27 protein-coding genes and 4 tRNA genes are annotated in these 26813 nt (G+C 40.6%); 17 read left to right on the forward strand and 14 right to left on the reverse strand.

The features are described 5' to 3' along the window. Complete coding sequence (locus tag BLQ05_RS09105; protein ID WP_023576000.1) at positions 1-915, forward strand: GYDIA family GHMP kinase; 915 nt, start codon at positions 1-3, stop codon at positions 913-915. 47 nt (positions 916-962) lie between these two features. Here the strand turns inward: BLQ05_RS09105 and BLQ05_RS09110 are convergent, their stop codons facing one another. From BLQ05_RS09110 to BLQ05_RS09130, 4 genes are all read right to left on the reverse strand, one after another. Further along, on the reverse strand, positions 963-3065 hold the full coding sequence (locus BLQ05_RS09110) for a peptidylprolyl isomerase (protein ID WP_023576001.1): 2103 nt from the start codon (positions 3063-3065) through the stop codon (positions 963-965). 283 nt (positions 3066-3348) lie between these two features. Further along, on the reverse strand, positions 3349-3906 hold the full coding sequence (gene lptC / locus BLQ05_RS09120) for an LPS export ABC transporter periplasmic protein LptC (protein WP_035654311.1): 558 nt from the start codon (positions 3904-3906) through the stop codon (positions 3349-3351). A 15-nt stretch (positions 3907-3921) separates the two neighbouring features. Beyond that, the gene (gene bamG / locus BLQ05_RS09125) at positions 3922-5184 is read right to left on the reverse strand and encodes a BamG family beta-barrel-assembly machinery protein (protein WP_035654263.1); all 1263 of its coding nucleotides are present in this window, start codon (positions 5182-5184) and stop codon (positions 3922-3924) included. After that, a complete protein-coding gene (locus tag BLQ05_RS09130; RefSeq protein WP_023576004.1) occupies positions 5177-5911 on the reverse strand; it encodes a type III pantothenate kinase in 735 nt (244 codons plus the stop codon). Before BLQ05_RS09130 ends, bamG begins: the two co-directional genes overlap by 8 nt. A gap of 130 nt (positions 5912-6041) precedes the next feature. Between BLQ05_RS09130 and BLQ05_RS09135 the strand changes: the two genes are divergently transcribed. Further along, positions 6042-6114: transfer RNA gene (locus BLQ05_RS09135), tRNA-Phe, on the forward strand. An 89-nt stretch (positions 6115-6203) separates the two neighbouring features. Here the strand turns inward: BLQ05_RS09135 and BLQ05_RS09140 are convergent. Continuing rightward, positions 6204-7970 (reverse strand): DUF885 domain-containing protein, encoded by a 1767-nt coding sequence (locus BLQ05_RS09140; RefSeq protein WP_023576005.1) that lies wholly within the window; start codon positions 7968-7970, stop codon positions 6204-6206. Positions 7971-8009: 39 nt separating this feature from the next. After that, a complete protein-coding gene (locus BLQ05_RS09145) occupies positions 8010-8372 on the reverse strand; it encodes a nuclear transport factor 2 family protein (protein ID WP_023576006.1) in 363 nt (120 codons plus the stop codon). 77 nt (positions 8373-8449) lie between these two features. Between BLQ05_RS09145 and BLQ05_RS09150 the strand changes: the two genes are divergently transcribed. The 4 genes from BLQ05_RS09150 (at position 8450) to BLQ05_RS09165 (ending at position 10816) form a co-directional block, all read left to right on the forward strand. Further along, the gene (locus BLQ05_RS09150) at positions 8450-9376 is read left to right on the forward strand and encodes a DUF58 domain-containing protein (protein WP_023576007.1); all 927 of its coding nucleotides are present in this window, start codon (positions 8450-8452) and stop codon (positions 9374-9376) included. An 86-nt stretch (positions 9377-9462) separates the two neighbouring features. After that, positions 9463-9539, forward strand: a tRNA-Asp gene (locus BLQ05_RS09155). Between the two features lie 271 nt (positions 9540-9810). Beyond that, positions 9811-9887: transfer RNA gene (locus BLQ05_RS09160), tRNA-Asp, on the forward strand. Between the two features lie 71 nt (positions 9888-9958). Then, positions 9959-10816, forward strand: coding sequence for a DMT family transporter (locus tag BLQ05_RS09165; RefSeq protein WP_023576008.1), 858 nt, complete (start codon positions 9959-9961; stop codon positions 10814-10816). Here the strand turns inward: BLQ05_RS09165 and BLQ05_RS09170 are convergent. Next, positions 10813-11313: a DUF456 domain-containing protein gene (locus BLQ05_RS09170; RefSeq protein ID WP_023576009.1), complete on the reverse strand. Its 501-nt coding sequence runs from the start codon at positions 11311-11313 to the stop codon at positions 10813-10815. The two genes, BLQ05_RS09165 and BLQ05_RS09170, sit on opposite strands and share 4 nt — an antisense overlap. Before the next feature lie 42 nt (positions 11314-11355). Between BLQ05_RS09170 and BLQ05_RS09175 the strand changes: the two genes are divergently transcribed. After that, positions 11356-11838 (forward strand): hypothetical protein, encoded by a 483-nt coding sequence (locus tag BLQ05_RS09175; protein WP_023576010.1) that lies wholly within the window; start codon positions 11356-11358, stop codon positions 11836-11838. Between the two features lies 1 nt (position 11839). On the opposite strand, the gene BLQ05_RS09180 is transcribed toward BLQ05_RS09175, so the two are convergent. Then, positions 11840-12991, reverse strand: a complete 1152-nt coding sequence (locus tag BLQ05_RS09180; RefSeq protein ID WP_023576011.1) for a glycosyltransferase family 2 protein — start codon at positions 12989-12991, stop codon at positions 11840-11842. Continuing rightward, positions 12979-13923 carry a lysylphosphatidylglycerol synthase domain-containing protein gene (locus BLQ05_RS09185; RefSeq protein ID WP_035654266.1) on the reverse strand — a complete coding sequence of 315 codons (945 nt, stop codon included), beginning with the start codon at positions 13921-13923 and terminating at the stop codon, positions 12979-12981. Before BLQ05_RS09185 ends, BLQ05_RS09180 begins: the two co-directional genes overlap by 13 nt. 23 nt (positions 13924-13946) lie before the next feature. On the opposite strand from BLQ05_RS09185, the gene ruvC reads away from it, so the two are divergent. The 5 genes from ruvC to BLQ05_RS09210 all read left to right on the forward strand — a co-directional run bounded on the left by ruvC (position 13947) and on the right by BLQ05_RS09210 (position 17716). Further along, on the forward strand, positions 13947-14501 hold the full coding sequence (ruvC, locus tag BLQ05_RS09190; protein ID WP_035654314.1) for a crossover junction endodeoxyribonuclease RuvC: 555 nt from the start codon (positions 13947-13949) through the stop codon (positions 14499-14501). A gap of 65 nt (positions 14502-14566) precedes the next feature. Continuing rightward, complete coding sequence (gene hemW / locus BLQ05_RS09195) at positions 14567-15706, forward strand: radical SAM family heme chaperone HemW (protein ID WP_023576013.1); 1140 nt, start codon at positions 14567-14569, stop codon at positions 15704-15706. 84 nt (positions 15707-15790) lie between these two features. After that, the gene (locus tag BLQ05_RS09200) at positions 15791-16573 is read left to right on the forward strand and encodes a cyclase family protein (RefSeq protein WP_023576014.1); all 783 of its coding nucleotides are present in this window, start codon (positions 15791-15793) and stop codon (positions 16571-16573) included. 3 nt (positions 16574-16576) lie between these two features. Next, positions 16577-16942 carry an MmcQ/YjbR family DNA-binding protein gene (locus BLQ05_RS09205; protein ID WP_023576015.1) on the forward strand — a complete coding sequence of 122 codons (366 nt, stop codon included), beginning with the start codon at positions 16577-16579 and terminating at the stop codon, positions 16940-16942. Between the two features lie 54 nt (positions 16943-16996). After that, complete coding sequence (locus BLQ05_RS09210) at positions 16997-17716, forward strand: PH domain-containing protein (RefSeq protein ID WP_023576016.1); 720 nt, start codon at positions 16997-16999, stop codon at positions 17714-17716. An 84-nt stretch (positions 17717-17800) separates the two neighbouring features. Here the strand turns inward: BLQ05_RS09210 and BLQ05_RS09215 are convergent, their stop codons facing one another. Further along, positions 17801-18901: a DUF4407 domain-containing protein gene (locus BLQ05_RS09215; RefSeq protein WP_035654317.1), complete on the reverse strand. Its 1101-nt coding sequence runs from the start codon at positions 18899-18901 to the stop codon at positions 17801-17803. Between the two features lie 342 nt (positions 18902-19243). On the opposite strand from BLQ05_RS09215, the gene BLQ05_RS09220 reads away from it, so the two are divergent. Beyond that, positions 19244-19993, forward strand: a complete 750-nt coding sequence (locus BLQ05_RS09220) for a hypothetical protein (protein WP_143000938.1) — start codon at positions 19244-19246, stop codon at positions 19991-19993. A gap of 277 nt (positions 19994-20270) precedes the next feature. On the opposite strand, the gene BLQ05_RS09225 is transcribed toward BLQ05_RS09220, so the two are convergent. Continuing rightward, entirely contained in the window at positions 20271-21659 is a 1389-nt protein-coding gene (locus BLQ05_RS09225) for a dipeptidase (protein ID WP_023576019.1), read from the reverse strand. 190 nt (positions 21660-21849) lie between these two features. On the opposite strand from BLQ05_RS09225, the gene BLQ05_RS09230 reads away from it, so the two are divergent. Further along, a tRNA-Leu gene (locus BLQ05_RS09230) sits at positions 21850-21931 on the forward strand. A 33-nt stretch (positions 21932-21964) separates the two neighbouring features. Here BLQ05_RS09230 and BLQ05_RS09235 read toward each other — a convergent pair. Continuing rightward, positions 21965-22438 (reverse strand): hypothetical protein, encoded by a 474-nt coding sequence (locus tag BLQ05_RS09235; protein WP_023576021.1) that lies wholly within the window; start codon positions 22436-22438, stop codon positions 21965-21967. An 86-nt stretch (positions 22439-22524) separates the two neighbouring features. Between BLQ05_RS09235 and BLQ05_RS09240 the strand changes: the two genes are divergently transcribed. After that, positions 22525-23205: a glycerophosphodiester phosphodiesterase gene (locus BLQ05_RS09240; RefSeq protein WP_023576022.1), complete on the forward strand. Its 681-nt coding sequence runs from the start codon at positions 22525-22527 to the stop codon at positions 23203-23205. Next, positions 23202-24425 (forward strand): BaiN/RdsA family NAD(P)/FAD-dependent oxidoreductase, encoded by a 1224-nt coding sequence (locus BLQ05_RS09245; RefSeq protein ID WP_035654268.1) that lies wholly within the window; start codon positions 23202-23204, stop codon positions 24423-24425. Before BLQ05_RS09240 ends, BLQ05_RS09245 begins: the two co-directional genes overlap by 4 nt. 4 nt (positions 24426-24429) lie before the next feature. Here BLQ05_RS09245 and BLQ05_RS09250 read toward each other — a convergent pair whose 3' ends face one another. Further along, a complete protein-coding gene (locus BLQ05_RS09250) occupies positions 24430-24936 on the reverse strand; it encodes a hypothetical protein (protein WP_023576024.1) in 507 nt (168 codons plus the stop codon). 187 nt (positions 24937-25123) lie between these two features. Beyond that, positions 25124-25600 carry a TspO/MBR family protein gene (locus BLQ05_RS09255; RefSeq protein WP_023576025.1) on the reverse strand — a complete coding sequence of 159 codons (477 nt, stop codon included), beginning with the start codon at positions 25598-25600 and terminating at the stop codon, positions 25124-25126. Positions 25601-25700: 100 nt separating this feature from the next. Between BLQ05_RS09255 and BLQ05_RS09260 the strand changes: the two genes are divergently transcribed. Further along, the gene (locus tag BLQ05_RS09260) at positions 25701-26786 is read left to right on the forward strand and encodes a diphosphomevalonate decarboxylase (protein WP_023576026.1); all 1086 of its coding nucleotides are present in this window, start codon (positions 25701-25703) and stop codon (positions 26784-26786) included. Positions 26787-26813: the final 27 nt, after the last annotated feature.

Consider the following 26813-nt stretch of genomic DNA (forward strand, 5'->3'; position numbering starts at 1 on the left):
TTGAAACAAATATTTTACAGTAACGGAAAACTGCTGCTCACAGGGGAATACGTTGTGCTTGATGGCGCAAAAGCCTTGGCATTACCAACCAAATTCGGACAATCGCTTCAGGCATCATCCGGTGAAAAAAACACGATTTTCTGGAAAAGTCAAGATAGCGACGGATCGGTTTGGTTTGAGGAAGAAATCCCTTTTGAAGCAATTAAAAACAAAATTCATTCCGATTCTGAGAATGCCGTTAAAAATACGCTGATCGATATTTTGCATCAAGCTTACAAACAGAACAACCGTTTTTTGGATCATTCTGAAGGATACACTGTGACCACGGTATTGACCTTTCCGCGTTTCTGGGGATTGGGTACTTCGTCAACACTAATCAACAACATAGCGCAATGGCTACAAATTGATGCGTTTGAACTTTTGAGAAAAAGTTTTGGCGGCAGCGGATATGATATTGCCTGCGCCCAAAACGACACGCCGATTCTTTATCGCTTGGAAAAAGAAGTGCCGCAGATTGAAACGGTCAGTTTCCGTCCGCCTTTCGCTGACCAACTCTATTTTGTGTATTTGAATCGGAAACAAAGCAGCAGGGCGGCCATAAACGCCTATTACAACAAACAACAACGCATCGGAAAAATAATCCATGAGATTAACGGAATTACCAACGCACTGCTAACTGCAGATACTATCAGTCGTTTTTCCGAGTTACTTGAAAACCACGAAATCATAATGAGTAACGTGCTGGAAATGCAAACGGTAAAAGAAGCATTATTTCCCGATTTTAAAGGCGTGGTAAAAAGTCTTGGCGCCTGGGGAGGTGACTTCGTATTGATTGTTTCAGAAGAAGATCCACAACCGTATTTTCAAGAACGGGGCTACAACACGATAATTTCTTATCCCGATATGATAAAATAAAAAACGCTCCGAAATCGGAGCGTTTTTTTATTATTTATAATAGCTTCTTATTGAAATTCAACGCGGTTGTCTTCAATCTCAGCAGCACTCTTAAGCGCTCCGATTACTCTACCTGAAGCAGATCCTTGATTTTGAGATTTCAGTGTTGTTACATAAGAGGAATAGTTCGGTAATGCCGGTGCTTTAACCACTGCTTTCGTTCTGATCATGTAAACACCCATTTCTCCTTCTATCAATTTTGATGTCTTACCTGCTCCCAAACCAAAGGCTTTACCCGCAACTTTAGGCTCAGAACCTACGTTTGGAATAACCGCATTCTGAAGAGAAACACCTGATGCCGTAAGAATACTTGCGCCCGATTTTTGCGCAACAGCCTCTAAAGTAGCGCCAGTCATTTTAGCTTTGATTAATTCGGCTTTTTTCTTGTTCTTCAAAATTGGCTCCACAGAAGCTTTCGCCTGCTCTAATGACATTAAGCCAGACTCATTTTTCGCTTTAACTCTTGCGATGATATGTCCTTGAAGGTTATCAAATTTCTTAACATCTCCTTCTTTGGTATCTCTGCCAAAGGCCCATGTTACAACACCTCTTTGACTTCCTACCGCTGGAAGATACTCATCAGTTCCTTTAACCGTAGCAGGATTTACAGTCAAGCCCGCTTCTTTAGCCACCGTCGCGAAATCCTTGTCGTTAGCATCCGCTTCAAACTTAGTCGCTTTCGTATAGATTTGATCTGCAGTTGCTTCAGAAGGCTCAATTTTTCTGGCCACCGTAGCCAAACGAACTGCGTCGTATTTAGCATCTACCTTGATAACGTGGTATCCGAATTCCGTTTCAACAACACCCATAGCTCCAACAGGATTGTTGAATAAGAAATCGTTGAATGGTTTTACCATTTGTCCTTTGGTTACATTATCGTAAGACCCACCGTTTTGTTTAGAACCGGTATCATCCGTATTCATCATGGCCAACATTGGGAAACTTCCCGGATTAGCTTTAACCTGCGCTAACAATTCATCCGCTTTCGCTTTTGCTTCTTCTTTTGTTCTTTTAGTTGCAGCTGGTGCTTTACTTCCTTCATACGAAAGTAATATGTGACTTACTTTAGCCGATGAACCCGCTTGTCTGCCTAACATTTTAGACAAACAGTAGTATCCGTTGTAAATGTAAGGTCCGAAAACTTCCCCTTGAGGCAAATTGAATAACTGCTCTTGGTTCTCTAACGGCAAATCTTTCTTAGCCACATACGTTGAATCAAATTTGATATCCGAATTGGCATTTACAAATTCCTCCACATTAACAGCCGCTTTAAACCCTGGCAATGTATCGTTTTTACCCGTTTTTTCATTATAAACCACTCTTCCGGACAATAATCCGTTGATGGTTGTTTTCATTTCCGCTTCGTCTTCAACAGAAGGTTTGTTTTCAATAAATACAAACTCAATGTCTCTTGAATTTTCAGATTTGTATTTTTTCTCATTCTTTTTCATGTAATCCATGATTTCAGAATCCGAAACTTTAACCTGATCGTCCTTAATTGTGGAATAAGCCACCGTTACATAGTCAAAATCCGCTTTGTCATTTTCTTTAGCGTAAGCCGCTTTTGCTTCAACTTTAGTGGTAACCAAACCAGACTTGATCATGGTGTAGTACATTTGTTCCAAAGCGAAATCCTGAATGTTTTGTTCGTCTTTCAACCAGGCATTCCATCGTTCCGGATCGGAATTTTTTAATGTCGCTAAGAATTCGTTGAATTTGTTTACATCAAAAATACCGGCAGCGTTTAAAAACTGAGGATTTTGTGCAATATTAGGATTTTGCTTGATTACGTTAATCAATTGGTCTTTACCAATTTTCAAACCTAATTTTTCAAACTCTCCATCCAAAAGGATTTTTTTAACTTCCTGTTCCCAAACTCCGTTTGCAGCCTGAGTACCACTCACGCCCTGACCGTTTTTCTCCGCCATGGAAACTTTCTGTAAAAATTCCTGTGCCGAAATGTCCTCACCGTTAACGCTTCCTACATTTCTTGAAGTTTGACTGAAACCTCCGTTTTGGATTACATCACCCACAACGAATGCCAATAAACAAAACCCAATTACTGCGATAAGTAATATTGAACGTTGTCTAATTTTTGATAAAACTGCCATTTCTTATTTAGTTAAATTTTTATTCAGTGGGCGAAAATACAATTATCTATTTAATAATAAAATAGTATTCTGAGTTTTTTACCCCCTATTTTAAATTATTTGCTGTTATTTTTGAATTTATTGGAAAAATGTCTACGAAAGAAAAACATAAAAATCGCTACTGCCGCAAAAAGAAAAACAACCACCGGACTTTCATGGTGTTGTATTTTAACGATTCCTTCATAAAGGAATAGTATTGCCATCACCAAATAGAGGTAATGTATGTATCTCAATATTTTCATTTTTATTCTAATTTGGTTACTTCTCCCCTGCTGTTTTGCATATTAAAGACCTTAAAATCTTTGCTGAAATCGACACCGGGTCCTTCAAGATATCCGCCGGCTTCATCAGTATATTTAAACTGTTTCTCCGTAAAAAACCATTCGTTTTTCTGATCGTAATACAACTGCTCCGTTTGCAGCAATTTACCATCACTGGAAGTGATTTTTACATTACCCTGTAAATCAATGATATCCGTCTTTGCATAGGTAATCGCATAATCGGCATCCACATAACTTTTCTTCTGGTCATCATCAAAAAGCGTCACATGGATTCCTTTCGGAAATTCGGTAAACGGATATTTCGCATTGGAATAATCCAGCATTTTCGGACTTACCAGAATGGCTTTGACTTTCCCGGAATCGGTATATTTCAAATCAACCGTATCTGCTTCTCCCGATGGGGCAAACGCAACCGAATTGATTCGCTGCACTTCCTTAAAATTACTCTCGCATGAAAAAAACACAGTCACGGCAAAAACCATGACTATAATCCCCAAACCGTTTTTAAGAAGTGTTTTCATAACCATCAGAATGGATTAGTCGTATTTTGGCTTCACGAACCAACGATCACTGAAAGACAAGCCGATATTGATGTTGAAGTAATTTTCCTGAATCAGGTTGTTACTTGTAGTTCCTTTTTTTCCGTATTCAAAACCAAGGTTGATATTTGAAATACTCGTTCCTACCGGAAAACCGAATCCAAAACTCACTCCGGTATCTCTAATCGATTGATTGTTCACTATCAGGCCTGTATTTTCATGACGAAAACCGGCGCGGTACACAATTCTTTCAAAATAGTTCCTAAAAGAATTGTACTTGGGAATATAAAAACCTCCAACGGCAAAACGGGAAGCACTTTCAAACCCTACATTCTCTTGACTTGCGCCATCATTCTTACCCTGCAAAGTCACTTCCGTACCTACAAACCATTTTTTGCTTTTTCCAAATGCTGTTCCAAAAGACACTTTTGAAGGAATCTTGAATTTCGAATCGGCTACCTCAACATCACTGTTGTCCCCTATAAATTCAGCACCCGTTATTCCATAGGTTACCAGAGCCACATTTCTGGAATTATTGGAATTCAAATTGCTTTCCGGCGTAAAAGTGAAACTGTTCGACCACTCTAAATTGTTTTTTAGCTTGGTATGATAAAACAATCCTGTCGTAACCGAAAAACCGCTGTATGTCGATTCGTTTTTGGTTCTTGAACCTACGGCAATGGCGGGATCCGTAACAAAAACAATGGATTTGGTTTCGATTCCTCCGAAACTGTATTGCAAATCCATCCCAAAACTTAATTTTGGTGTAATCTTATAAGCTCCGCCCAGAAAAACCTTATTAAGTCCGCCTTCTCCTTGAAAGGTTTCCGTTCTTGTTTCACTTTCTCCGAAAATATTATCAGTCGTCCTTACTCTTTGAACCTTATATCCCACGGCAGAATAAGGAATTATCCCGAAACTGACCCCGGCTTTACCCAAAGGCAACCCAACCGCAAGGTAATCCAAGGTGGTTCGCTGCGCTTTTTCTTCCTGGGAGTTGGTTTTGAAAGTGGTTCTCGTATTGGCCCCACCAACGGTCAATGAAGTATATTTTAAAAAGGAATAAGAGGCCGGATTTTGTAAATTAACATGAATACTGTCTACAAACACACCAACCGTTCCCATGGCTCTGTTTTCATTCGTTCCTTTGAACTTAACATCTCCGATTCCGTAAAATGAATAAGGTGAAGCGGTTCCTTCCTGCGCTAATATTACAGTTGAAAATAGCAAACTAATGCCTAAGATTATCTTTTTAATCATTGTTGATTGTATAATGGTGTATATGATTCAAGCTTTCCAGAAGAAAATTTGAATTGGCAAATATGGTGTTTTTTATGTTTTTAGCCAAAAATTCCGCATCGCCTCCTGTTAAAATTACTGTTAAATCTTGATATTGTTGACGATACTGATTTATAAAACCGTCGATTTCATTCACAATTCCATTAACAACACCCGAATGAATGGATTCCCTAGTTGAATTCCCTATGAAATTTTGCGGTTGTTCCAAGGTGAGTAACGGTAATTTTGCGGTATAATTGTGAAGCGCTTCATAGCGCAGTCGTAATCCGGGTGAAATTGCGCCGCCAAGATACGTATCCTTTTCATCCACAAAATCATAGGTGATACAGGTTCCGGCATCTATAATAAGTCGGTTTTGCTTTGGATACACTAACGTCGCTCCCGAAGCCAGAACCATGCGATCCACCCCCAGCGTTTTTGGAGTGGCATACTTATTTTTGAACGGAAATACGGATTCAGAAGAAATAATGTTCAATTTAGAGGTTTTCTGAAGCAACGCAAGTAGCTCCTCATCCAATTTTCCCACCGATGAAAACACCGATTCGGTTATCTGCGGAAAGTTTTTAAAAATATTTCCGGTTTTTTTTACCGCTTCTTCTTTTAGAAAAACATCCTGAAACAAAAAGGTATGTTTCTCAAAAACAGCAACTTTAATTCGGGTGTTCCCTACATCGATGGCTAAAAGCATATTTTCTTCATTGTGGAAACAAAGATACAAATTGATTTTTTTAAAAATTTGTTTTGGATAAATGAAAAATGGTTCTATATTTGCACCCGCAATCAACAAGCAATACACGCTTAATGAAAGCAGACATTATGGTGCCTTAGCTCAGTTGGTAGAGCAATGGACTGAAAATCCATGTGTCCCTGGTTCGATTCCTGGAGGCACCACTTACAAACCCGAATAGTACTATTCGGGTTTTTTGTTTTCCAAACATTCACAAAAACAAAAAGCCACCTCAACGAGATGGCTTTTATCCTTATTTACCCGACAGAATCCAGTCGTTTATTTTCTTTTCAAGCAACGCCAACGGCATTACACCCGACTCCAACACTTTCTGATGAAACACTTTGATGTCAAATTTGTCTTTCATCTGAGTTTCGGCCTTTTTGCGCAACTCGATGATTTTCAATTGTCCGATTTTATATGATAACGCCTGACCCGAATAGGCCATATAACGTTCAATTTCAGAGATGATACTGGCTTCGCTCTCCGCTTCGTTTTCCAACGAATATTTAATCGCCTGTTCCCGCGTCCATCCTTTGGAATGCAAACCGGTATCGACCACCAAACGAATCGCGCGATGCATTTCATTCCCCAACATCCCGAAATACTGATAGGGATCCGTATACAAACCCAATTCCTTACCCAAACTTTCGGTATAAAGCGCCCAACCTTCGCCATACGCACCAAACCAGTTGAACTTTCTGAAATCCGGCAATTCCTTATTTTCCTGTTGCAGCGACACCTGAAAATGATGCCCCGGAATAGCTTCATGCAAGAACAAATCCTCATCACCATAATAGTTGTAATTACTCACATCCGGAATCGGCACGTAAAAAATCCCTGGTCTTGTTCCGTCCGCTGTCCCCTGGATATATTCGGCACTGGCTGTTTTTTCACGAAAGGCTTCGGTTCTTCTGATTTCGAAAGGCGTTTTAGGCTGCAAGGAAAACAACTTATCAACATTGGGCTTTATCCTTTTGTGAATCGCTTCAAAATTCGCTATCACCTCTTCGGGTTTTTCAAACGGCTTTAATTCCGGATTGTTTCGTACATGATTGAAAAATTCCACAATTGTTCCTTTAAAACCCACCTGTTCTTTTACCTTCTCCATTTCCGCTTTCAGACGCGCCACCTCTTTCAACCCCAATTCATGAATTTCATCCGGATTCATGTCTGTGGTAGTCCACTGCTTCACGTAAACTGCATACAAATCCTTTCCTCCCGGCAAACTTCCGATACCGCTGGATGCTCTGGAAGCGGGTAAATATTTATCTTTTAAGAACCGAGTCATTTTTTGGTATTGCGGCACCAACTTCCCAGTGATCACTTTCGCATACTCCTCTTTTAAAGCCGTTTTAACCTCCTCCGAAAAGGATGCCGGCATGGTTTTAATGGTCGAATAAAACAGATTGTCTTCCACATTATTGGTAACCTGTTCTTCAAATTGCGGAATCATTTTTTCCGTCAGCACTTTTGGAAGCACAACTCTTTTCTGAATTCCTTTTTCCATATATATCATCGCCGAATCGATCCAAACCGAATACAATTCCATTCGTTTCAGAAAATTGCGGTAATCTTTTTCTGTTCGAAACGGTTGTGCCGATGTTCCGCTGGCAAATTGCATGATTTTCAGATGCGTACTTTCAAACTGATTGATTGGCATTAGATTCGCTTCCTGTTTCAGCAATTCTTTTCCTACGGAAGTTTCCCATTTAATAATGTGATAGCTGATTTTTTCTTCTGCTGATAAATTAATCGTATCCACACCAGACAACGCTTTCTCGTATTTATCGAAGAACTTGCCTTGTTTTTTACGATACGCATCGGTCATTTCAAACACGAATTGATCGTTGTATTCATTCTGCCCGTTTAAAGTAGCATCCAACGGATTCAATTCGTTTTTTTCTTTGAAATAATCATCGGTGACCGATTTAAAATCCACCATTTTTTCTTCTTTTTTACAATTCACAAAAAACAATGAAAATAGCATTGCCGAGAAAAGAATACGTGTTTTGTTCATATTTCCTGATTTGAAGATTGACTAGTAAAGCTACTAAATTTATCCGTGATATACTCTTGACGCTACGATTTTTCCTTCGCGAACTTCCAGAACTTCCGCCACCAGCAGGTCTTCTTCGCCATCCACTTGTCGGATGTATTCCATGAAAACCCTGTCAGTATTAGCCGTTAATGAAGTCACCTTATAATTCAGAGATGGCAATCGGTCAAACGCATCCTGCCACCAAGCGCGCATCGCCGCTTTTCCAACCACCAAGCCATTGGTTTCGGGCTGACGGATTTTTAATTTCGGACTGAAATGCTGCGCTTCCTCATCATAAAGCGACAATAATTTTTCGAGTTGTTTGGTGTTGAACGCCTCAAACCAACGAAAGGCAATGGATTGTAATGTTTCCGGGCTCATGCTATACATATTAATAAAGACAAATATTGGAAATAAAATTCAAATGTGCATCACTCCTTTTTTATATCTTTGAAACTATGAAGATCGACAGTCAAATAGCGAAAATATCCAGCTTTCAACACCTGGAATTGTTAGCCAACCAAATTGTGGAAGGCTTTATTTCGGGTATGCACAAGAGTCCGTTTCACGGTTTCTCTGCCGAATTTGCCGAACACAAAGTCTACAATACCGGAGAAAGCACCAAACACATCGACTGGAAACTCTTCGCCAAAACCGACCGTCTGTACACCAAACGTTTTGAGGAAGAAACCAATTTGCGATGCCATCTGATTATCGACAACTCCTCCTCGATGCATTATCCGAAACTGAAAGACGACCAACTGTTTTATGAAAACAAGATTGGCTTTTCGGTACTGGCTTCTGCCGTATTGATGAATCTACTGAAAAAACAACGGGATGCTGTCGGTTTGAGCATCTATTCCGACACCTATGAATATTATGCTCCGGAAAAAGGAAGCGACCGGCATCATCGTATGCTGCTCAACCAATTGGAAAGCCTTTTACAAACACCGAAAGAATCGAAAAGCACCGACACGATAACTTTCCTGCATCAGATTGCCGAAAAAATGCACCGTCGTTCGATGATTGTGTTGTTTACCGACATGTTTCAGGGTGAAGATGACGAACGGCTATTTAAAGCCTTACAGCATTTAAAACACAACAAACACAAAGTGGTTTTGTTTCATGTGATTGACAAAAAAACCGAATTCAGCTTCAATTTCGACAATACGCCCCGAAAATTCATTGATCTGGAAACAGGTGAGCAGGTAAATCTCTTTGCCGAAAATGTAAAAAACGATTACGAAAAACTGGCGGAGGCTTATTTTGAAAAAGTTGCCAATACCTGTTCACTATACAAAATAAAGTATGTTCCGGTTTCGGTTGATGAAAAATTCGAAAAAATATTATCCACCTATTTGGCTGAAAAACAAAAGTTTGGATAAACCACTTGAAAATAATTTGATTTTTTTTATTAAAATATTTGGAGGATTTGAAAATGGTTGTATATTTGCATCCGCAATAAAGCACTGGTTTGGTAGTTCAGTTGGTTAGAATACATGCCTGTCACGCATGGGGTCGCGGGTTCGAGTCCCGTCCAGACCGCCAGTAAAGAGTTTAAGAAGCCTTTCGAAAAGAAAGGCTTTTTTGCCCTCTTAAAAATATTTAAAGCAGTTGTGTTGTTTAGGTACGAAAGTACCAGGTTTAGTAGTTAGACCAATGAAAAGCTTTCCATTTATGGAGAGCTTTTTTGATTTAAACCCTTTTCACTGCTCTTCAAAATTGACATTCAGTCATTTACATTTTTTATTGATTTTTCTTTGCAAAAACATTGCAAAACGCCAAAATTCAACCTACTTTTGCAACGCAATAAAGCACTGGTTTGGTAGTTCAGTTGGTTAGAATACATGCCTGTCACGCATGGGGTCGCGGGTTCGAGTCCCGTCCAGACCGCCAGTAAAGAATAAAGCTTCGATTTCTCGAAGCTTTTTTTATTTTAATTACCTTTGTTTTTCAATACAAACGGCATGAAAAACCCACGCTTGGCCTTATTAATCGGCATTTTTTGCATTTCCGTTTTCCCAATCCTGGTAAAATGGACTCCGGTTTCCGGTTTGAGTTCGGCGTTTTACAGAATGGCCATCGCTACCGCTGCTGTTTTACCCATTGTACTTCTGCGAAAGAAACTGGAAAAACCCAATCAAAAAACCACAATGATTATACTCTTATGCGGTATTTTTTTTGGTTGTGATATCGCCGTTTGGAATATCGCCATCCAGCAATCGTCTGCCACACAAGCCACCTTACTGACTAACTTAGCCCCAATTTGGGTTGGACTGGGCATGTTTTTCTTCCTTCCGAACAAACCCAACCGCAATTTCTGGATTGGTGCTTTTTTTGCTGTCATCGGAATGGTCGTATTGATTGGTTATGAAACGTTTTATCAGTTAAAATTCGACATCGGATTCGCTTTCGGAGTGCTTTCCGGGGTCTTTTATGCCGCCTACATACTCTTAAGCAAATACGTACTCAATCAAATGCAACCCATAAGCTTTATGACCTACAGCATGCTGGTTTCCAGTATGTTTCTCGCGATTGTTTGTTTGATTTTTGAGCAGCCTTTTTTTGGGTTTTCACCTTCCGTTTGGAGCGTATTGTTCGTTCAGGGCATTTTATGTCAGCTTATTGCCTGGACACTAATCAGTTATGCCACCCAAAAAATGGAAGCCAACAGGGTTTCGCTCAGCCTTCTCAGTCAGGCATTAATCACCTCAATCATTGCTTGGGTTTTTCTGAAAGAAACCATAACAATTCAAATGGTAATTGGCGGAGCAATCATCTTATTCGGAATCGGGATAACATTTTTCAGAAAAACGGAAACCTAAAACCACGAACTTCGGTATTCCCAAACTTTCATCAGAAACAAACCGAAATAAATCACGCAAACCATAAACTTCATAAAAGTAGACGCTAAAAAGCCAACAAAAGAACCCGTAGCTGCTTTAACAGCACGTTTATGATCCTGACTGTCGTAAATCAGCTCCCCGATCAAAGCGCCAACAAAAGGTCCGATTATAACACCAAGCGGAATCGGAGCAATCAATCCGATAACCAATCCGATGTTGGTTCCCCAGATCCCATAGGAACTTCCTCCAAATCGTTTTGTTCCTTTGGCAGGGATAACGTAATCCAAAATGGCGACAATAACAGCAATTACAAGCGTAATTCCCAAAACCCAATACTCCTCCGGCACTGCTTTTGTGAGGTAAAGCAATAGCAATCCGGCCCAACTGATAGGTGGTCCGGGCAATACCGGAAGAAAACTTCCCAGAACCCCAACAATCATAAAAACAAAACCGGTGATTAATAAAAAGTATTCCATCTTTTTTTTACTATTTTTGGAACTTAAAATTACACTTTTACGATGTCAAAAAATCTTTTTGTATTCTTTTTCTTTTCCCTAGCGGTTTCTTCCTGTCAGTTATTCGACAAGAAAGCACCGTCGGAAGACGAATTACTGCAAAAAGAACTTGAGAAAATCGACTGGAAAAAAGTGGATGCCTTTCCGAGTATTGATGCCTGTGAAGTGATTACCGATGAAGCCCAACGCAAACAGTGTTTCTTCGAATACCTAACCCAAACCATACAGGAGAAATTAAGTACGGATACTTTGGCCATACTTTATCCGGAAATTGATACGATTGAAGTGAAAGTAACGGTTTTTCCGGATGCGCGATTGGAATTCGAACCCCAATTCCCAAAAGACAGCGTTAGGTACGATAAAATAAAAATCGACAGTATTTTACATGCGAAACTGGTTGATTTCCCGAAAGTCAATCCGGCCATAAAACGCGGAATTCCGGTAAAAACGCAATTTGTATTGCCGGTGATTCTGAAGACCGAATAGATTATTTAATATTCTCGCGTTTCCATTCAAACCCGCCAATCAGCGAGTACAACGCTACCAACGTACTGAAAACAGGATAAAGCAGACTGCTTACGACTACCGAATACATAGCCATTTTCAGAAAACGGTTGGCCTGAAACATCAATATAAAATCGACACTAAACTTCACGGCGAATAATACCAATAGCAATTGCCATTGCATCAGATCAAAAGCCAAGAGGAAGACGCCGCAAAGCAGCATGAAATTCGCCAGAAAAACAACGATAGCCATACCTTTAGCAAAATCACTTTGATAAGCCGACGCCTTTGAAGCCCAACGAACCCTTTGTTTGAATAGCTTGAACCAACTTTTCTCGGGTTTTGTGGTTACGATGGTACTCTGATTTTTCAGATAACGGACTTTCTCCGGGAAATTGGCAATCGCTTTCTGCAAGAGAAACACATCGTCGCCACTCGCAATATGGTTGTTTCCGTGGAATCCTTTCAAATCCGAAAAAAGCGTTTTGGTATAGGCGAAATTCGCACCGTTGCACATAAAGGCCTCTTCCAAACCGAAACTTCCGATACTCGCTCCCTGCAGACTCAGCATGTCCATCTGCTGAAAATGAGAAAGTAAAAAGCCTTTTGTTGGAAATCTCACCGCGCCTGCAATCATTTCCGCATCATTGTTCTGAATGAAAGTATCGTAAACGGAAAGCCATTCGGGTTGTACCATACAATCGGCATCGGTCGTAATGATCCACGGATGTTTGGCAATCATTACGGCGCGGGTTATCGCATCTTTTTTCGGAGATTTGGAAACACGCACATTATCCAGAATCGTAAGGTGAATCCACGGATTTTCCATACGCCAATTGTTAATCACGCGAACCGAATTGTCTTTCGAAGCATCGTCCACAAAGATAATTTCAAACTGTTCTTTGGAATACTTCAGTTGTGCGAGCGATTGCAATAAATCAGGTAAATTATGCTCTTCATTGCGAAACGGAATCACTATTGAAAAACCGGTTTTGTTTTCGGAACCTGACTTCTGTCCTTCGACAAGCTCAGGATGACTAAAGGTTTTCACTTTCGAAAAACCCCAAATCAGCAAGCCGATAAAAAACACATAATTGAAAAAAATCAATATGAAAAGTAAGTTTATGATTTCCATTGCGCTTTAAAATTTAATACAAAATAACTTCCAATTACAACCGGTATCACCACATTTAAAAACCACATCAGCGTACTGATAAACACCACAATCCATTCGTTTACGCCCAACAATCCGAAGAAATAAACCGCGACACTTCCTTTTACCGCAAAATCCAGAAACTGAAACGTGGGTAAGGACGATGCTAAGAAATAAACACTTGCGATAGTGGCCATTAACAAAAAGTACGGCATTTCCACATCAAAAATTAAAAATAAGAAATAATACTGATGCGAAAAAACCAAATAACGACCAATGGCCAACAAAATGTTTTTCTGATGGATACATTTTGGAATTTCGTTAATTTTATGAATCAGTTTTTCGAACGAATATCCTTTGATGTTTATTTTTTTTGTGAAAAATAATACTGTAACAAGTAAAGTTAAAATCCCAAACAAAATTCCGACCGTTTTCGTTGTAATCACGTCGAAATGGGCATTGAAATACAACAACCCGAAAATTCCGAATACAATGGTGAGTATCATTTGGATTCCGTTGCAAATCAGATTTAGGAAAACAATCTTCTTGGCCTGTGCTTTTTCGAAGAACAAGGCTTTTCCGGCATATTCCCCAATACCGTTGGGCGTGAACAATCCGGCGGTTAGCGCACCTAAAACCTGTTTTGAAGCTTCTCCAAGTTTTATTTTACGGATTACTTCCACCAGATTCTGCCATTTTAAAATTTCCAGAAAACGATTTAAAAACGTCAGGAATAAAATGAAAGTGATGTTGGCAAAAGACTGCTTTTCCAGCACCAGTTTCTGAAACTTAGTCCAATCCAATTTATCGTTATTGGCCAATTGGGTATAAATAAAATAAAATGCGCCGCCCACTATCAAAAGTTTGATCAGAAGAACGAGGAATTGTTTAGCTTTGTGGGGTTTGGAAATCATCTGTGCAAAATAACAAATTAAAATTGGCAAACGAGCGCATCATATTAGGAATTGACCCGGGAACGACCATTATGGGTTTCGGTCTGATAAAAATCATCAACAAAAAAATGGAGTTTTTGCAGCTGAACGAACTGCAATTGTCCAAATACGACAACCATTATCAGAAACTGAAAATCATTTTTGAGCGTACCATCGAACTGATTGAAACCCACAATCCGGATGAGATTGCGATTGAAGCCCCGTTTTTCGGCAAAAACGTACAGTCGATGCTGAAATTGGGCCGGGCACAGGGTGTCGCCATGGCAGCCGGTTTATCACGCGGCATTCCGATTACCGAATACGAACCGAAAAAAATAAAAATGGCCATCACCGGAAACGGAAATGCCAGTAAAGAACAGGTAGCCAAAATGCTGCAACAATTGCTCGGCTTGAAAGAATTACCCAAAAATCTCGACTCTACAGACGGACTCGCAGCAGCGGTTTGTCATTTCTTCAATTCGGGAAAAGTCGAGGTTGGGAAAAGTTATTCCGGTTGGGACGCTTTTGTAAAACAGAATGAAAATCGAATTAAAAAATAGTGTTCAGTATTCAGTGTTCAGTAAACAGTTCTGAACACCGACCACTGACCACTGACCACTAAAATATGTCCGGTATCTACATCCATATTCCCTTTTGCAAGCAGGCGTGTCACTACTGCGATTTCCATTTTTCGACTTCATTGAAGAAGAAAGACGAAATGGTATTGGCTTTAGCCAAAGAAATCGGACTGCGTAAAAGTGAGTTTGAAAACGAAACCGTGGAAACCATTTATTTTGGAGGCGGTACTCCCAGTATTTTAGCCGTTTCCGATTTACGGATGCTGATTGACGAAGTGTATAAAAACTATACCGTTACCGAAAACCTGGAAATCACCGTGGAAGCCAATCCCGATGATTTATCGGAAGAACGGATTATTGAATTGTCACAAAACAAAATCAATCGTTTAAGCATCGGTGTTCAGTCCTTTTTTGAAGCCGATTTAAAACTGATGAACCGCGCTCATAATTCGGCGGAAGCGAAAAAATGTCTGGAAATCGCCACGAACTATTTCGATAACATTTCGGTGGATTTGATTTACGGCATTCCCGGTTTAACCAACGAACAATGGCTGCAAAACATCCAAACCGTTCTGGATCTGAACATTCCGCACATTTCGAGTTATGCCTTAACGGTCGAACCGAAAACCGCGTTGCAGCAATTCATCAAACAAGGCGTTATTCCGCAACCCGATGATGCAGTAGCGCACGAACAATTTCTGATGTTAGTCGACAAACTCGAAGCCAACGGTTTTGTACATTATGAATTGTCGAATTTCGGAAAGGAAAATTATTTTTCAAAAAACAATTCGGCGTACTGGTTAGGAAAAAAATATCTGGGAATTGGTCCGTCCGCGCACAGTTATGACGGCACGAACCGAAGCTGGAATATCGCCAACAATTCGCTTTACATAAAAGCATTGGCCGAAAACAAACTACCGAGCGAAACGGAAACTTTAACCGAAACCGACCGCTACAACGAATACATCATGACCGGTTTGCGAACGGTTTGGGGTGTTTCATTAGAACGGATTAAAACCGAATTCGGAGAAAACATGTTGCATTATCTGCTTCAGAATGCGCAACGTTATTTGGACGATAAAAAACTCGTTTTGGAAAACAATATCCTGCGCGCCACAAAAAAAGGAAAATTCTTTTGCGACGGAATTGCATCTGATTTGTTTTGGTTAAATTTGGAAGAGGAATAGACCGCAGATTTTACAGATGCTTGGCAGCGCTGATAAATCCGTTTGAATCCGCGTTAGTATATCCGTTAAATCCGTGTTCCACAAATGATAACAATTGTCAACCATCAGAATAAAGAATTCAAAATCGACCTGTCACAACCACTCGACATCTCGATTCCATTAACCAACACAAACGAAAACCCGATTGCGTGGTATCAGAATAAACCGGACATCGAACCCGTAACCATGGGCGATTGGATTGGAAAAGTATCGGAAGGAAAATCATCCACGAATTTCAATAATATTTTCTTCAACCCGCACGCACACGGAACGCACACCGAATGTTTGGGGCATATCACCCGTGATTTTTACAGCATCAACCAATGCTTGAAACAGTTCTTTTTTACAGCAGAAGTAATTTCGGTACAGCCGGAAGTACTCGGGGAAGATCTGATTATCACGAAGAAACAAATAGAAACAGCTTTAGATTCCCGCGCTTCGCTCGGAATGACAGTTGAAGCCATCATCATCCGAACACTTCCTAACGATAAAGTGAAGTTGTCGAAGAACTATTCGAATACCAATCCACCTTATCTTACAGAGGACGCGGCGACTTTTATCCGCGAAAGCGCTATCCAACACCTGCTGATTGATTTACCAAGTGTGGACAGGGAACACGATGAAGGAAAATTACTGGCGCACAAAGCGTTCTGGAACGTAAAAAACGTAAATCAGCTGAATGCGGACGCAAGAATGCACTGCACGATTACGGAAATGGTTTTTGTTGCCGATACAATTCAGGATGGCAGTTACATACTAAATTTACAAATCGCTTCGTTTGAGAATGACGCGAGTCCGAGTAAACCGGTTTTATATAAAATACTGTAAGTCATGACCATTGATGTCTATTACGATTATTGCCTTGCCAAAAAAGGCGTCACGGAACACTTCCCTTTTGATGAAGACACGTTGGTATTTAAAGTCGGTGGGAAAATGTTTGCCCTATCTTCGCTGCAGGAATGGGAAAACGGAACGCCTTCGGTAAACCTGAAATGCGATCCGGATTGGGCTTTGGAATTGCGAGGGCAGTATGATGATATTCAGGCCGGGTATCACATGAGCAAAATTCATTGGAATACCGTAAAAATCAACAGTTCGGTTACCGATAATTTTGTTAAGGAACTGATTGACCATTCTTATGATTTGGTTTTTAAGAGTTTAACGAAAAAACAACGACAGGAAATTACCGAATCTTAAAAATAGGCATTACTTTTGCAGCCCGTTTCACGACTAAATTATTTACAAAACATCATGATTGACAATTTAAAGAAAATATTAAACGAAGACCAGGATCCGAAAGCGATTGAAAAAATCACTTCCAAACTGGAAAATTTATTAATGACCAACGAAGAAGTGGGTTATATCGCCGTGCAGAAAAAACCGGCTGTGACGATCCTTCCGGACAGCGTTGTGGTAACCAACAAAAGAATCATCCTCTGCAAGCCTAAAAATTTGGGATTGTCTATGGAATTTGTGGATTACGACTGGGATGATATCGCGGCTTCGTTTGTAAAGGAAGGGATTTTAGGTGCCGATTTCACGTTTACCACGAAATCCGAATTAACGCAAACCGTTGATTATTTACCGAAAAATCAGGCGCGAAAATTATACACTTACGCTAAAGAACAATTGGATTTATTGAAGAATCCGACAGTAGCAGCGCCAATTACAGCAGCTCCGATAGTGGAAGAAGTAAAAGCCGAAATTCCGGTTACAGAAGAAATTGTGGAAGAAATGGAAACCGAAGAAGTGACTTCGTTTGCCGAAATCATGCCTTCGACTCCGGCAGTTCAGGAAACGTATGCGGAACCGTTTTCTCAGACTCAGTCAACCGGTGAGAAAAAACTAAGCGAAATGAGCAGCGATGAATTGTTCGCCAAATTGCAGAATTATAAAAAACTGTTGGACAACGGCTTGATTCTTCAGGGCGAATACGACAAACTGAAAGCAGAAGTTTTACAGTATATGTAAAAGAGGGAAAAGTAAAAAAGTAAAAAGGGATAAGTGGTTTTGTTACGACTTATCCCTTTTCTCTTATCCCTTATGACTAATCAATTACATCACGCCCTTCTGCTTCTCAACATACGCATCGGATTGCAGTTTCAGTAATTCGGAAGCCGCTTTTCGCTTATAATCGTAAATTTCCTTATCGTCCCGAATGTCTTCATACACCTTATCGTAAATGGACGCATCGGTTTGTTTCTGAAGATTTCGCTGGTAATTGTTCTGTTCGATATGCGTTCGTAAAGCCGTTTCGGTATCTTCCATTTTGAAATCGTATTCCCCTTTAGGCGACAATAATTTCGCAATAATCGGAGAGGTTTCAATGGCTAAAAACAGCAACATGATAAAGAACGACGGCAGCCAAGGCAATTTTCCCAATGCATTGATTCGTGCCATCAGTCCGTCAAAACTGTCGATGATGGGTTTGGAGTCGGCTACTTTTTTATCCAGATCGGCTTGCAATGTTTTGGAGCGTGCTTCTTTTTCGGTAATGGCTTTGGCAGAAGTGGCTTTTAAGGAATCCAATTGTTTTAACGCCAAATCGTGTGCTTCCCGCTTTTCCTTATAAATAGGCCCCTTCCCCATTTTTTTGGTTCCGGCTGACCCTTCGGCTTCCGTAATGTAGGATTGGTATAAATCGGCAACCTCTTTTTCTTTGGCTTTGATATTCGACTTAATACTGTCGATTTCTGATTGGTTTTTCGTCACATCGCCCTTAAAGTAATTGGTCACCTGATTTTTATTGGCAATTGCCATTTCATTCTTTTCTTTCAGTAAAACCGTATTGATTTCCTTTTCGAAAATTTTAATTTCCAATGGTTTTGAAATTACAACGGCAATAATCATGGCCAAGATAATTCGCGGTGACGCCTGAATCAGTTCGCCCCAGAAGTTGTCGCGTTTTCGGATGGTGGAAACGATAAAACGGTCCAGATTAAAAATCAGCAATCCCCAAACGACTCCGAAAAGTAAGGCGGGATACACGCTGTCGAAAACTGTGAAAAGGGCATACCCACTGGCGATAAAAGCCATAACGGCAGTAAAAAATACGGTCGCTCCGATGCCAGCGTATTTGTTTTGTTCTCCATTGGAACAGGAGTAAATCAGGTCTTTGTCTGCGCCGGAACACAGAATAAAAAAACGTTTTAACATGATGATTTTTTTGATTGATGATGGTGCTACAAATTTAACGCCAAATTTTTTATTTTGTTGTAAACCAGTCATTTATTTTAACACCCTTTAAAATTCATCATTTTTATATGTCGTTTTTCGATATATTTTGTTGACAGTCAGGTTTTTATGTTAAAATAATTGTAAATTTGTTTCAAATACCGCGACATTTTTCAAATTCCACACCGCCTCAAATTTCAAGATTGAATTATTTACTTATTCATCACTAATACATTTGAAATTATGAAAACTGTCCATTACAAATTTTACGTCCTCATTTTGTTTTTTTTCCTGCAACATCTTTCGCTTTTAGCACAAGAAAAAATGTACTATTTAACGGTTACCACCACGTACCGAAATTTTGAGTATAAAGAAGGAAAATATGAAGATTGGTTGGCCTTAGAGAAAGAATATCTCGACAAGGTTATCAAAAAAAACGAGTTCATTGTGGGGTATAACGTGCTTAACCACTACTATACCGCAAACAACGGTGAGATTGTCTTTGTGAATGTCTATGAAAGCTGGGATGCGATTGAAAAAGCCAGAGAAAAAAATCAGGAACTTGCCAAACAGGTCTGGCCCGATGAAAAAGCAAGAAAAGCGGTTTACGAAAAAAGAAGTAAGTATTACAAACCCAGACATTCCGATGAAATTTATGTGACTTATGGTGACCGTAAACGTATGGCAAAAGCGCCGGACAAACCCATGGTGTATTATGTGCGTAAAAGCATTTTCGACACTCCTAAAGACGGCACCGACAAGGAATTTGACGATTTAAACAAACAATTATTCGACAACCTTACCATGAAAAACGATGTGGTAAAAGCGTATTATGCCTACAATCATGCGTGGGGCTCCAACAACATGGAATTTGTGGAAGTTTTTGTAGTGGAAAGTTTAGCCGACATTGAAAATGTTGGAAAAAAAGACGAAGAACTGTTCAAAGCCAAATGGAAAGACGAAAAAGGGCGTGAAGAATTCAATAAAAAAATGAACAAATATTTTACCGGGCAGCATGGGGATTACATTTACCAATCCGTTCCGGAATTGTACAAACAGGTTGTACCTAAATAAATAATTAAACAAGCCGAGGATTAATTCCGAACCCATAGTATTAAAACCGAAAGCCACAGCTTTAAAAGTTGTGGCTTTTGATTAAAATTCAGCTTCGCTTTTCAAGATTGTTGCCTCTGTTGTGAACCGATTGCGTTAGGGATAGAGGCGGTATCCTTTTTTGTATCACGCTTTTACGGGATATAAAAAAGATTAAGCCGAAAGCCCGACCGGAGGGAACGCCCCAAAAAAAATCCGCCACTGAATCGGTGACGGATTTGTATTGCTTTAGAAACGGTTACTTCGAAAGTTCCACGAAATATTTGTAAAACAACGGAATCGTTTCAATTCCCTTCAAATAATTGAACACGCCGAAATGCTCGTTTGGCGAGTGAATTGCGTCGCTGTCCAAACCGAAGCCCATCATGATGGTTTTCGATTTCAGTTCTTTTTCAAACAAGGCCACAATCGGAATACTTCCTCCGGAACGCACCGGAATCGGTTGTACACCAAACGTATCCGCGTAGGCTTTGGAAGCGGCCTGATAACCAATCGAATCAATCGGAGTCACATAGCCTTGTCCGCCGTGGTGCGGTTTCACAACGACTTTCACTGATTTTGGCGCAATGCTTTCAAAGTGTTTGGTGAACAATTTCGTGATTTCTTCCCAATCCTGATTCGGCACCAAACGCATGGAGATTTTCGCGAATGCTTTGCTTGCGATAACGGTTTTTGCACCTTCGCCGGTATAACCGCCCCAGATTCCGTTTACGTCCAGCGTAGGACGGATGGAGTTTCTTTCGTTGGTGGTGTATCCTTTTTCGCCGTATACTTCTGCGATATCCAAGGCTTTCTTGTAAGCCTCTTCCGAGAACGGACGCTTGCCCATTTCGGCTCTTTCCTCTGCAGAAAGTTCCTGCACATTATCATAGAAGCCCGGAATGGTAATGTGATTGTTTTCGTCATGCAACGAAGCGATCATTTTCGTCAATACGTTGATTGGATTCGCCACGGCGCCACCATATAATCCGGAATGCAAGTCGCGGTTCGGACCGGTCACTTCCACTTCCACATAACTTAAGCCGCGAAGCCCGGTTGTGATGGACGGTTGTTGGTTGGAAATCATTCCCGTATCGGAAATCAGGATTACGTCGTTTTTCAGTTTTTCCTGATTGCGTTCCACGAACCAGCCTAGACTTGACGAACCTACTTCTTCTTCGCCTTCAATCATGAATTTCACGTTACAAGGCAGACAATTGTTCTGAATCATGTATTCGAACGCTTTCACGTGCATGTACATCTGACCTTTATCGTCACACGCACCGCGTGCGAAAATCGCGCCTTCCGGATGCAATTCGGTAGTTTTGATTACCGGTTCGAAGGGAGGTGAGGTCCATAATTCAATCGGATCCGCCGGTTGTACATCATAATGTCCGTACACCAAAACGGTAGGCAAACTGGCGTCGATTATTTTTTCTCCGTAAACAATCGGGTAGCCCGGGGTTTCACAAAGCTCGACAAAGTCACAGCCTGCTTTTTCAAGACTTGCCTTTACGGCAGCTGCGGTATCAATAACATCCTGAGTATAAGCACTGTCGGCACTTACGGAAGGGATTTTTAATAATTCAATTAACTCATTAAGAAAACGTTCCTTGTTTTGTTGAACGTACTGTTTAATATTGTCCATTATAGTGTTAAAATGATGAAAGCCAAATATACAAATAGAAATCCCAATACTAAAATTGAAAATCTCAATTTTTTAGAAATTAACGGGTTAAAAAAAGTTTTACAGGAAATTGACGTTTCGGTTTTGGAATTACAAAAATATGTATATCTTTGCACCCACTTACTGAAACAACTACTTGTTTTATAAGCCTGCGGGTGTGGTGAAATTGGTAGACACGCCAGACTTAGGATCTGGTGCCTCACGGTGTGAAGGTTCGAGTCCTTTCACCCGCACAAAAAAAAGCTTCTCAAATCGGGAAGCTTTTTTTATTTCAACGGACGCAGTTTATTGCTATACGTTATCACATACGGATTCCCTTGTTGCACATGGTCTTTCATCACATACACAAACTTGTGTTTTTTGGCATTCTCACTATCAATTACCGCTTCCTTTTTACTTAATTTGTCTGTAATTCTGGTGGTGAGCGTATTATCAATCGTGATGTAGCCCGCAATTCCGGTTTCCAGATGACTGATTGGATTTCCTTTGTACAACGCCTTTTTTTCATTGGCAATCGCAACATCCTCGCCTTTAAATCCTTTTGTAAGAATTAAAACCGATGCCGTTTCGCCAGTAGCCTTCATTTCGGTTAAAAACTTCTTCTTACCCGCCTCGGAGACCGCTCTGAAATCGTCACGATACTGAACCGTAGGCGCTGTTTTTTCTTCTGTGACTGCTTTTTTCGACGAACAAGCCACCACAAAGAACACCATCATCAAAACAATCACTGTATTTTTCATAATCTCCTCATTAAACCTATTTAAATTAACGTGATGCACCGTATTCTATTATATCTTTGTATAGTTAATTAAATGCCAAACTTTACATGGTGCAGAAGATCGGACATCGCGGTGCGAAAGGATACGTAGCTGAAAACACGCTGGAATCCTTCCAAAAAGCACTGGAATTGGGCGTTAACGGTATTGAACTAGACGTTCACGTATGTGCTTCGGGCGAATTGGTGGTTTTTCACGATTTTACCGTCGACCGTATGACGAACGGGTCCGGAGAAGTACACAAACTGACCTTATCCGAATTAAAGAAACTGAAAGTGGCCGGCGAATTCGAAATCCCGACGCTGGAGGAAACTTTCGACTTGATTGACCGGAAATGTTGGATTAACGTAGAATTGAAAGGACACGATACCGCCGACCCTACCTGCAAACTGATTGAAAAATACGTTTCCGAAAAAGGCTGGACCTACGAAGACTTCCTCGTTTCCAGTTTTCAGAAAGACGAATTGGATAAAACTCGGGCACAGAATACCGAAATCCGATTGGCAACCCTTTCGCAAGCCAGTGTGGAACAGGCTTTGGAATGGGCCGATGCACTTTCCGCCTACGCTATTCACCCGCATTTTTCCTTACTTACCGACGACAACATACACGAAGCAAAAAAGAAAGGCTACAAAATCAATGTTTGGACCGTAAATCATCATGAAGACATTCAGCGATTGGAAGCCCACATTATAGACGGAATTATTTCCGATTTCCCCGACCGATTATGATTTCAAATTACGACATACTTATTGTAGGCGGTGGTGCGGCCGGATTTTTCACCGCCATCAACATCGCTGAAAACAATCCGAATTTAAAATTAGCGATTCTCGAACGCGGAAAAGAAGTGCTCACCAAAGTGAAAATTTCAGGAGGCGGACGCTGCAATGTTACGCACGCCTGTTTCATTCCGAATGATTTGGTGAAATTTTATCCGAGAGGCGAAAAAGAACTGAAAGGCCCGTTTCACCAGTTTTGTTCCGGAGATACTATCGAATGGTTTGAAAAACACGGCGTCGAACTCAAAATCGAAGAAGACGGCCGAATGTTTCCGGTATCCGACAGTTCGCAAACCATCATCGACTGTTTTTTATCGGCTACAAAAAAATTAGGCATCGACATCCTAACCGGCCAAAGTGTTCAATCGCTTTTTAAAGGCGACGGATATTGGAAAGTAGACACCAATCAGCAATCGTTCAAATGCGACAAACTGGTAATGGCTACCGGAAGCAATCCGAAAATATGGGAAATGATGGAGACACTCGGACATACCATTGAAGAACCGGTTCCTTCGCTGTTTACCTTCAACATCAAAGACACCCGAATCAAGGATTTAATGGGTGTTTCCGCATTGGCTACCGTAAAAGTGAAAGATACCAAACTGAAAGCATCGGGTCCGTTATTGATAACCCACTGGGGTATGAGCGGTCCGGGAATTTTACGACTTTCCGCTTGGGGAGCACGGGAATTGGCCACCAAAAATTATCAATTTACCCTACAGGTCAACTGGTTGCATGAAACCGATTTTGAAGAAGCTGTAGCCCATTTAAAGGGGCTGAAAGAAGAGAATGCCAAGAAACTCATTATGAAATTCTGTCCGTTTGAATTTCCGAAACGGTTGTGGGAAAGTCTGGTTACCGCATCGGGAATTTCAGCCGAAACCAAATGGGCCGATCTTTCCAAAAAACAACTGACCGATTTGGCGAACCAGCTTACTAACGGCCAATTTCAGGTAAACGGCAAAAGCACCTTCAAAGAAGAATTCGTTACCGCAGGCGGCATCCATCTGAAAGAAATCGATTTCAAAACAATGCAAAGCAAATTGCACGAAAACCTGTATTTCGCGGGGGAAATTTTAAATATCGATGCCATAACCGGCGGGTTCAATTTTCAGAATGCGTGGACTGGTGGCTTTTTAGTTGCCAAAGCGATTACGGAAAAGCAAAAATAAGCGATTATTCCAAACCGCCCTGAAGCGAATCCTGCCATACTTTTAGGTCACGCCATTTTCCTTCATAAGCCAATCGGGCCTGACGTGGCCAGGTCGAAGGGTTATGACGGGCGAATTGTTCTCCTGCTTTGCTTAAAATTTCATTACAACGATCCACCGACATTTCTGCGAAACTTTTCCAGGTAAGAATTCCGGAGGTTTTGAACAATTTTTCAATTTTCGGACCTACGCCTTCAATCACTTTCAGATCATTTTCTTCTACATCCCGTCCTAAAACCGACGATGCCAAATCATGGTCAAACGGATGGTATTCCGGAGGCGAAACGGTGAATCCCAACGCATGACTTCCCGAAGCAATCTTAGCCTTTAAAACTTCAATTTCCGAAGAAAGCACAGCTATTTTTCTTTTGTATGCATCCAAACCAGAATCGCTACTTACTGATGATTTTCCAATGAGGTAGCCTAATAAAACACCAATTAAGCCTACTACCAATACGATTATTGCTCCCATAAGTATAAATTTTAGTTATTTCAATGTTGAATCGAATCCAAAAGAACAACCTATCCGAAAACAAAAGCTTTTGAAAAACAACAACTTAAGTCGGATTCAGTGTAACATTAAAGTTAACTAAAAAAGCAAAGAACCGCTCCTTATCAATTCTATAAACGGATAAAAAACCAAAAAAATCGACAAAAAACTATCGGTTCAGCCAGAAGATGGCCGCGTTGAGAATTCCGGCAAAAGTCACCCAACCAAGATACGGCAGAAGCAACATCCCGGCGATTTTATCCACTTTTTTGAAAACCACATACGTTTCAAAAATCATCAGCCAAAGCACAATTAATTCGACCAAAGCAAGTAACGGATTGTGCAAACCAAAAAAAAGATACGACCATAGGAAATTCAGCGCCAGTTGAATCGCAAAAAAACGCAATCCTTTACGAACGTTGATGCGGTCGGTTTCGATACGGTTCCACACCATACCCGCAGCAATTCCCATCATAACATACAATGCAGACCAAACCGGTGCGAAAATCCAATTGGGCGGATTAAAACCGGGCTTTACCAACGTGGGATACCACACTTCAATACTTTCACGGGTGATGATTCCGGAAAAATAACCGATGCAAAGACAGGTAACTACAACTGTAAGAATTCTGGTAATTTTATTCATAGGGATGCTTTATCTTTCAAAAATAGGAAATTCTTCAGAATAAAAATAGGCTGCCCATCAAATAGCCGAAAACTGTATCTTTGCGTAAATTTTCAAGTCTATGATTTCGGAGAAGGATTTTATTCAAACCAACTATACCATTTCAACAGAAAACGGCAGTTTCGAATGGAGCGCGCCCAGCAACATCGCCTTAGTGAAATATTGGGGGAAAAAGAACAACCAGATTCCTGCCAATCCATCCGTAAGCTTTACGCTGAACCATTGCAAAACGATTACCAAATTGGCTTTCACCAAGAAACCCAACGATGGCAATTTTTCGTTTGATTTGTTATTCGAAGGGCAACCCAAAGAAGATTTCAAACCGAAAATTCAGAAGTTTTTCGAGCGCATTTTCGACTATTGTCCGTACCTGAAAGATTTTCATTTGACGATTGACACGCAAAACACCTTTCCGCACAGTTCCGGAATTGCTTCCTCCGCCTCGGGAATGGCCGCTTTGGCGATGAACGTGATGAGTCTGGAAAAAGTACTGAATCCAGCTATTTCGGAAGATTATTTTAACCGAAAAGCCTCTTTTTTAGCACGATTGGGTTCCGGAAGTGCCTGTAGAAGCATCAAAGGAAATGTGGTTGTTTGGGGAAATCATGCGGAAATTTCAGGAAGTTCCGATTTGTTCGGAGTCGAATTTCCGTCAACACTTCATGAAAATTTCAGAAACTATCAGGATACGATTTTATTGGTCGACAAAGGCGAAAAACAGGTTTCGAGTACGGTGGGACACGATCTGATGTTCGGCCATCCATTTGCGGAACAGCGTTTTTCTCAGGCCCACCACAATTTATCTTCCATAAAGCACGTTTTGGAAAGCGGTGACGTGGAACATTTCATCAAAATCGTCGAAAGCGAAGCCTTAACATTGCACGCGATGATGATGACTTCCATGCCGTATTTCATTCTGATGAAACCGAACACACTGGAAATCATCAACCGAATCTGGAAATTCAGGAACGAAACCCAAACACCGGTTTGCTTTACCCTGGATGCCGGCGCAAACGTTCACATATTGTATCCGGAAAACACCAAAGAAAAAGTTTTACAATTTATTAAGAACGAATTGGTTGGCTATTGTCAAAATGGTCAGTACATTTGTGACGAAATTGGCAATGGTGCCGTAAATCGTAATTGATTTTTCATTACTTTTACTAAACCCAAA

This window comes from Flavobacterium saliperosum, from assembly GCF_900100625.1.
GTDB classification, from domain to species: domain Bacteria; phylum Bacteroidota; class Bacteroidia; order Flavobacteriales; family Flavobacteriaceae; genus Flavobacterium; species Flavobacterium saliperosum.

What these genes read in the sequence shown, in the direction of transcription:
- BLQ05_RS09110 (WP_023576001.1), bottom strand. Translation starts at nt 3,065, where the DNA reads ATGGCAGTTTTATCAAAAATTAGACAACGTTCAATATTACTTATCGCA.
- lptC (WP_035654311.1), bottom strand. Translation starts at nt 3,906, where the DNA reads ATGAAAACACTTCTTAAAAACGGTTTGGGGATTATAGTCATGGTTTTT.
- bamG (WP_035654263.1), bottom strand. Translation starts at nt 5,184, where the DNA reads ATGATTAAAAAGATAATCTTAGGCATTAGTTTGCTATTTTCAACTGTA.
- BLQ05_RS09130 (WP_023576004.1), bottom strand. Translation starts at nt 5,911, where the DNA reads ATGCTTTTAGCCATCGATGTAGGGAACACCCGAATTAAAGTTGCTGTT.
- BLQ05_RS09140 (WP_023576005.1), bottom strand. Translation starts at nt 7,970, where the DNA reads ATGAACAAAACACGTATTCTTTTCTCGGCAATGCTATTTTCATTGTTT.
- BLQ05_RS09145 (WP_023576006.1), bottom strand. Translation starts at nt 8,372, where the DNA reads ATGAGCCCGGAAACATTACAATCCATTGCCTTTCGTTGGTTTGAGGCG.
- BLQ05_RS09150 (WP_023576007.1), top strand. Translation starts at nt 8,450, where the DNA reads ATGAAGATCGACAGTCAAATAGCGAAAATATCCAGCTTTCAACACCTG.
- BLQ05_RS09165 (WP_023576008.1), top strand. Translation starts at nt 9,959, where the DNA reads ATGAAAAACCCACGCTTGGCCTTATTAATCGGCATTTTTTGCATTTCC.
- BLQ05_RS09170 (WP_023576009.1), bottom strand. Translation starts at nt 11,313, where the DNA reads ATGGAATACTTTTTATTAATCACCGGTTTTGTTTTTATGATTGTTGGG.
- BLQ05_RS09175 (WP_023576010.1), top strand. Translation starts at nt 11,356, where the DNA reads ATGTCAAAAAATCTTTTTGTATTCTTTTTCTTTTCCCTAGCGGTTTCT.
- BLQ05_RS09180 (WP_023576011.1), bottom strand. Translation starts at nt 12,991, where the DNA reads ATGGAAATCATAAACTTACTTTTCATATTGATTTTTTTCAATTATGTG.
- BLQ05_RS09185 (WP_035654266.1), bottom strand. Translation starts at nt 13,923, where the DNA reads ATGATTTCCAAACCCCACAAAGCTAAACAATTCCTCGTTCTTCTGATC.
- hemW (WP_023576013.1), top strand. Translation starts at nt 14,567, where the DNA reads ATGTCCGGTATCTACATCCATATTCCCTTTTGCAAGCAGGCGTGTCAC.
- BLQ05_RS09200 (WP_023576014.1), top strand. Translation starts at nt 15,791, where the DNA reads ATGATAACAATTGTCAACCATCAGAATAAAGAATTCAAAATCGACCTG.
- BLQ05_RS09205 (WP_023576015.1), top strand. Translation starts at nt 16,577, where the DNA reads ATGACCATTGATGTCTATTACGATTATTGCCTTGCCAAAAAAGGCGTC.
- BLQ05_RS09210 (WP_023576016.1), top strand. Translation starts at nt 16,997, where the DNA reads ATGATTGACAATTTAAAGAAAATATTAAACGAAGACCAGGATCCGAAA.
- BLQ05_RS09215 (WP_035654317.1), bottom strand. Translation starts at nt 18,901, where the DNA reads ATGTTAAAACGTTTTTTTATTCTGTGTTCCGGCGCAGACAAAGACCTG.
- BLQ05_RS09220 (WP_143000938.1), top strand. Translation starts at nt 19,244, where the DNA reads ATGTACTATTTAACGGTTACCACCACGTACCGAAATTTTGAGTATAAA.
- BLQ05_RS09225 (WP_023576019.1), bottom strand. Translation starts at nt 21,659, where the DNA reads ATGGACAATATTAAACAGTACGTTCAACAAAACAAGGAACGTTTTCTT.
- BLQ05_RS09235 (WP_023576021.1), bottom strand. Translation starts at nt 22,438, where the DNA reads ATGAAAAATACAGTGATTGTTTTGATGATGGTGTTCTTTGTGGTGGCT.
- BLQ05_RS09240 (WP_023576022.1), top strand. Translation starts at nt 22,525, where the DNA reads ATGGTGCAGAAGATCGGACATCGCGGTGCGAAAGGATACGTAGCTGAA.
- BLQ05_RS09245 (WP_035654268.1), top strand. Translation starts at nt 23,202, where the DNA reads ATGATTTCAAATTACGACATACTTATTGTAGGCGGTGGTGCGGCCGGA.
- BLQ05_RS09250 (WP_023576024.1), bottom strand. Translation starts at nt 24,936, where the DNA reads ATGGGAGCAATAATCGTATTGGTAGTAGGCTTAATTGGTGTTTTATTA.
- BLQ05_RS09255 (WP_023576025.1), bottom strand. Translation starts at nt 25,600, where the DNA reads ATGAATAAAATTACCAGAATTCTTACAGTTGTAGTTACCTGTCTTTGC.
- BLQ05_RS09260 (WP_023576026.1), top strand. Translation starts at nt 25,701, where the DNA reads ATGATTTCGGAGAAGGATTTTATTCAAACCAACTATACCATTTCAACA.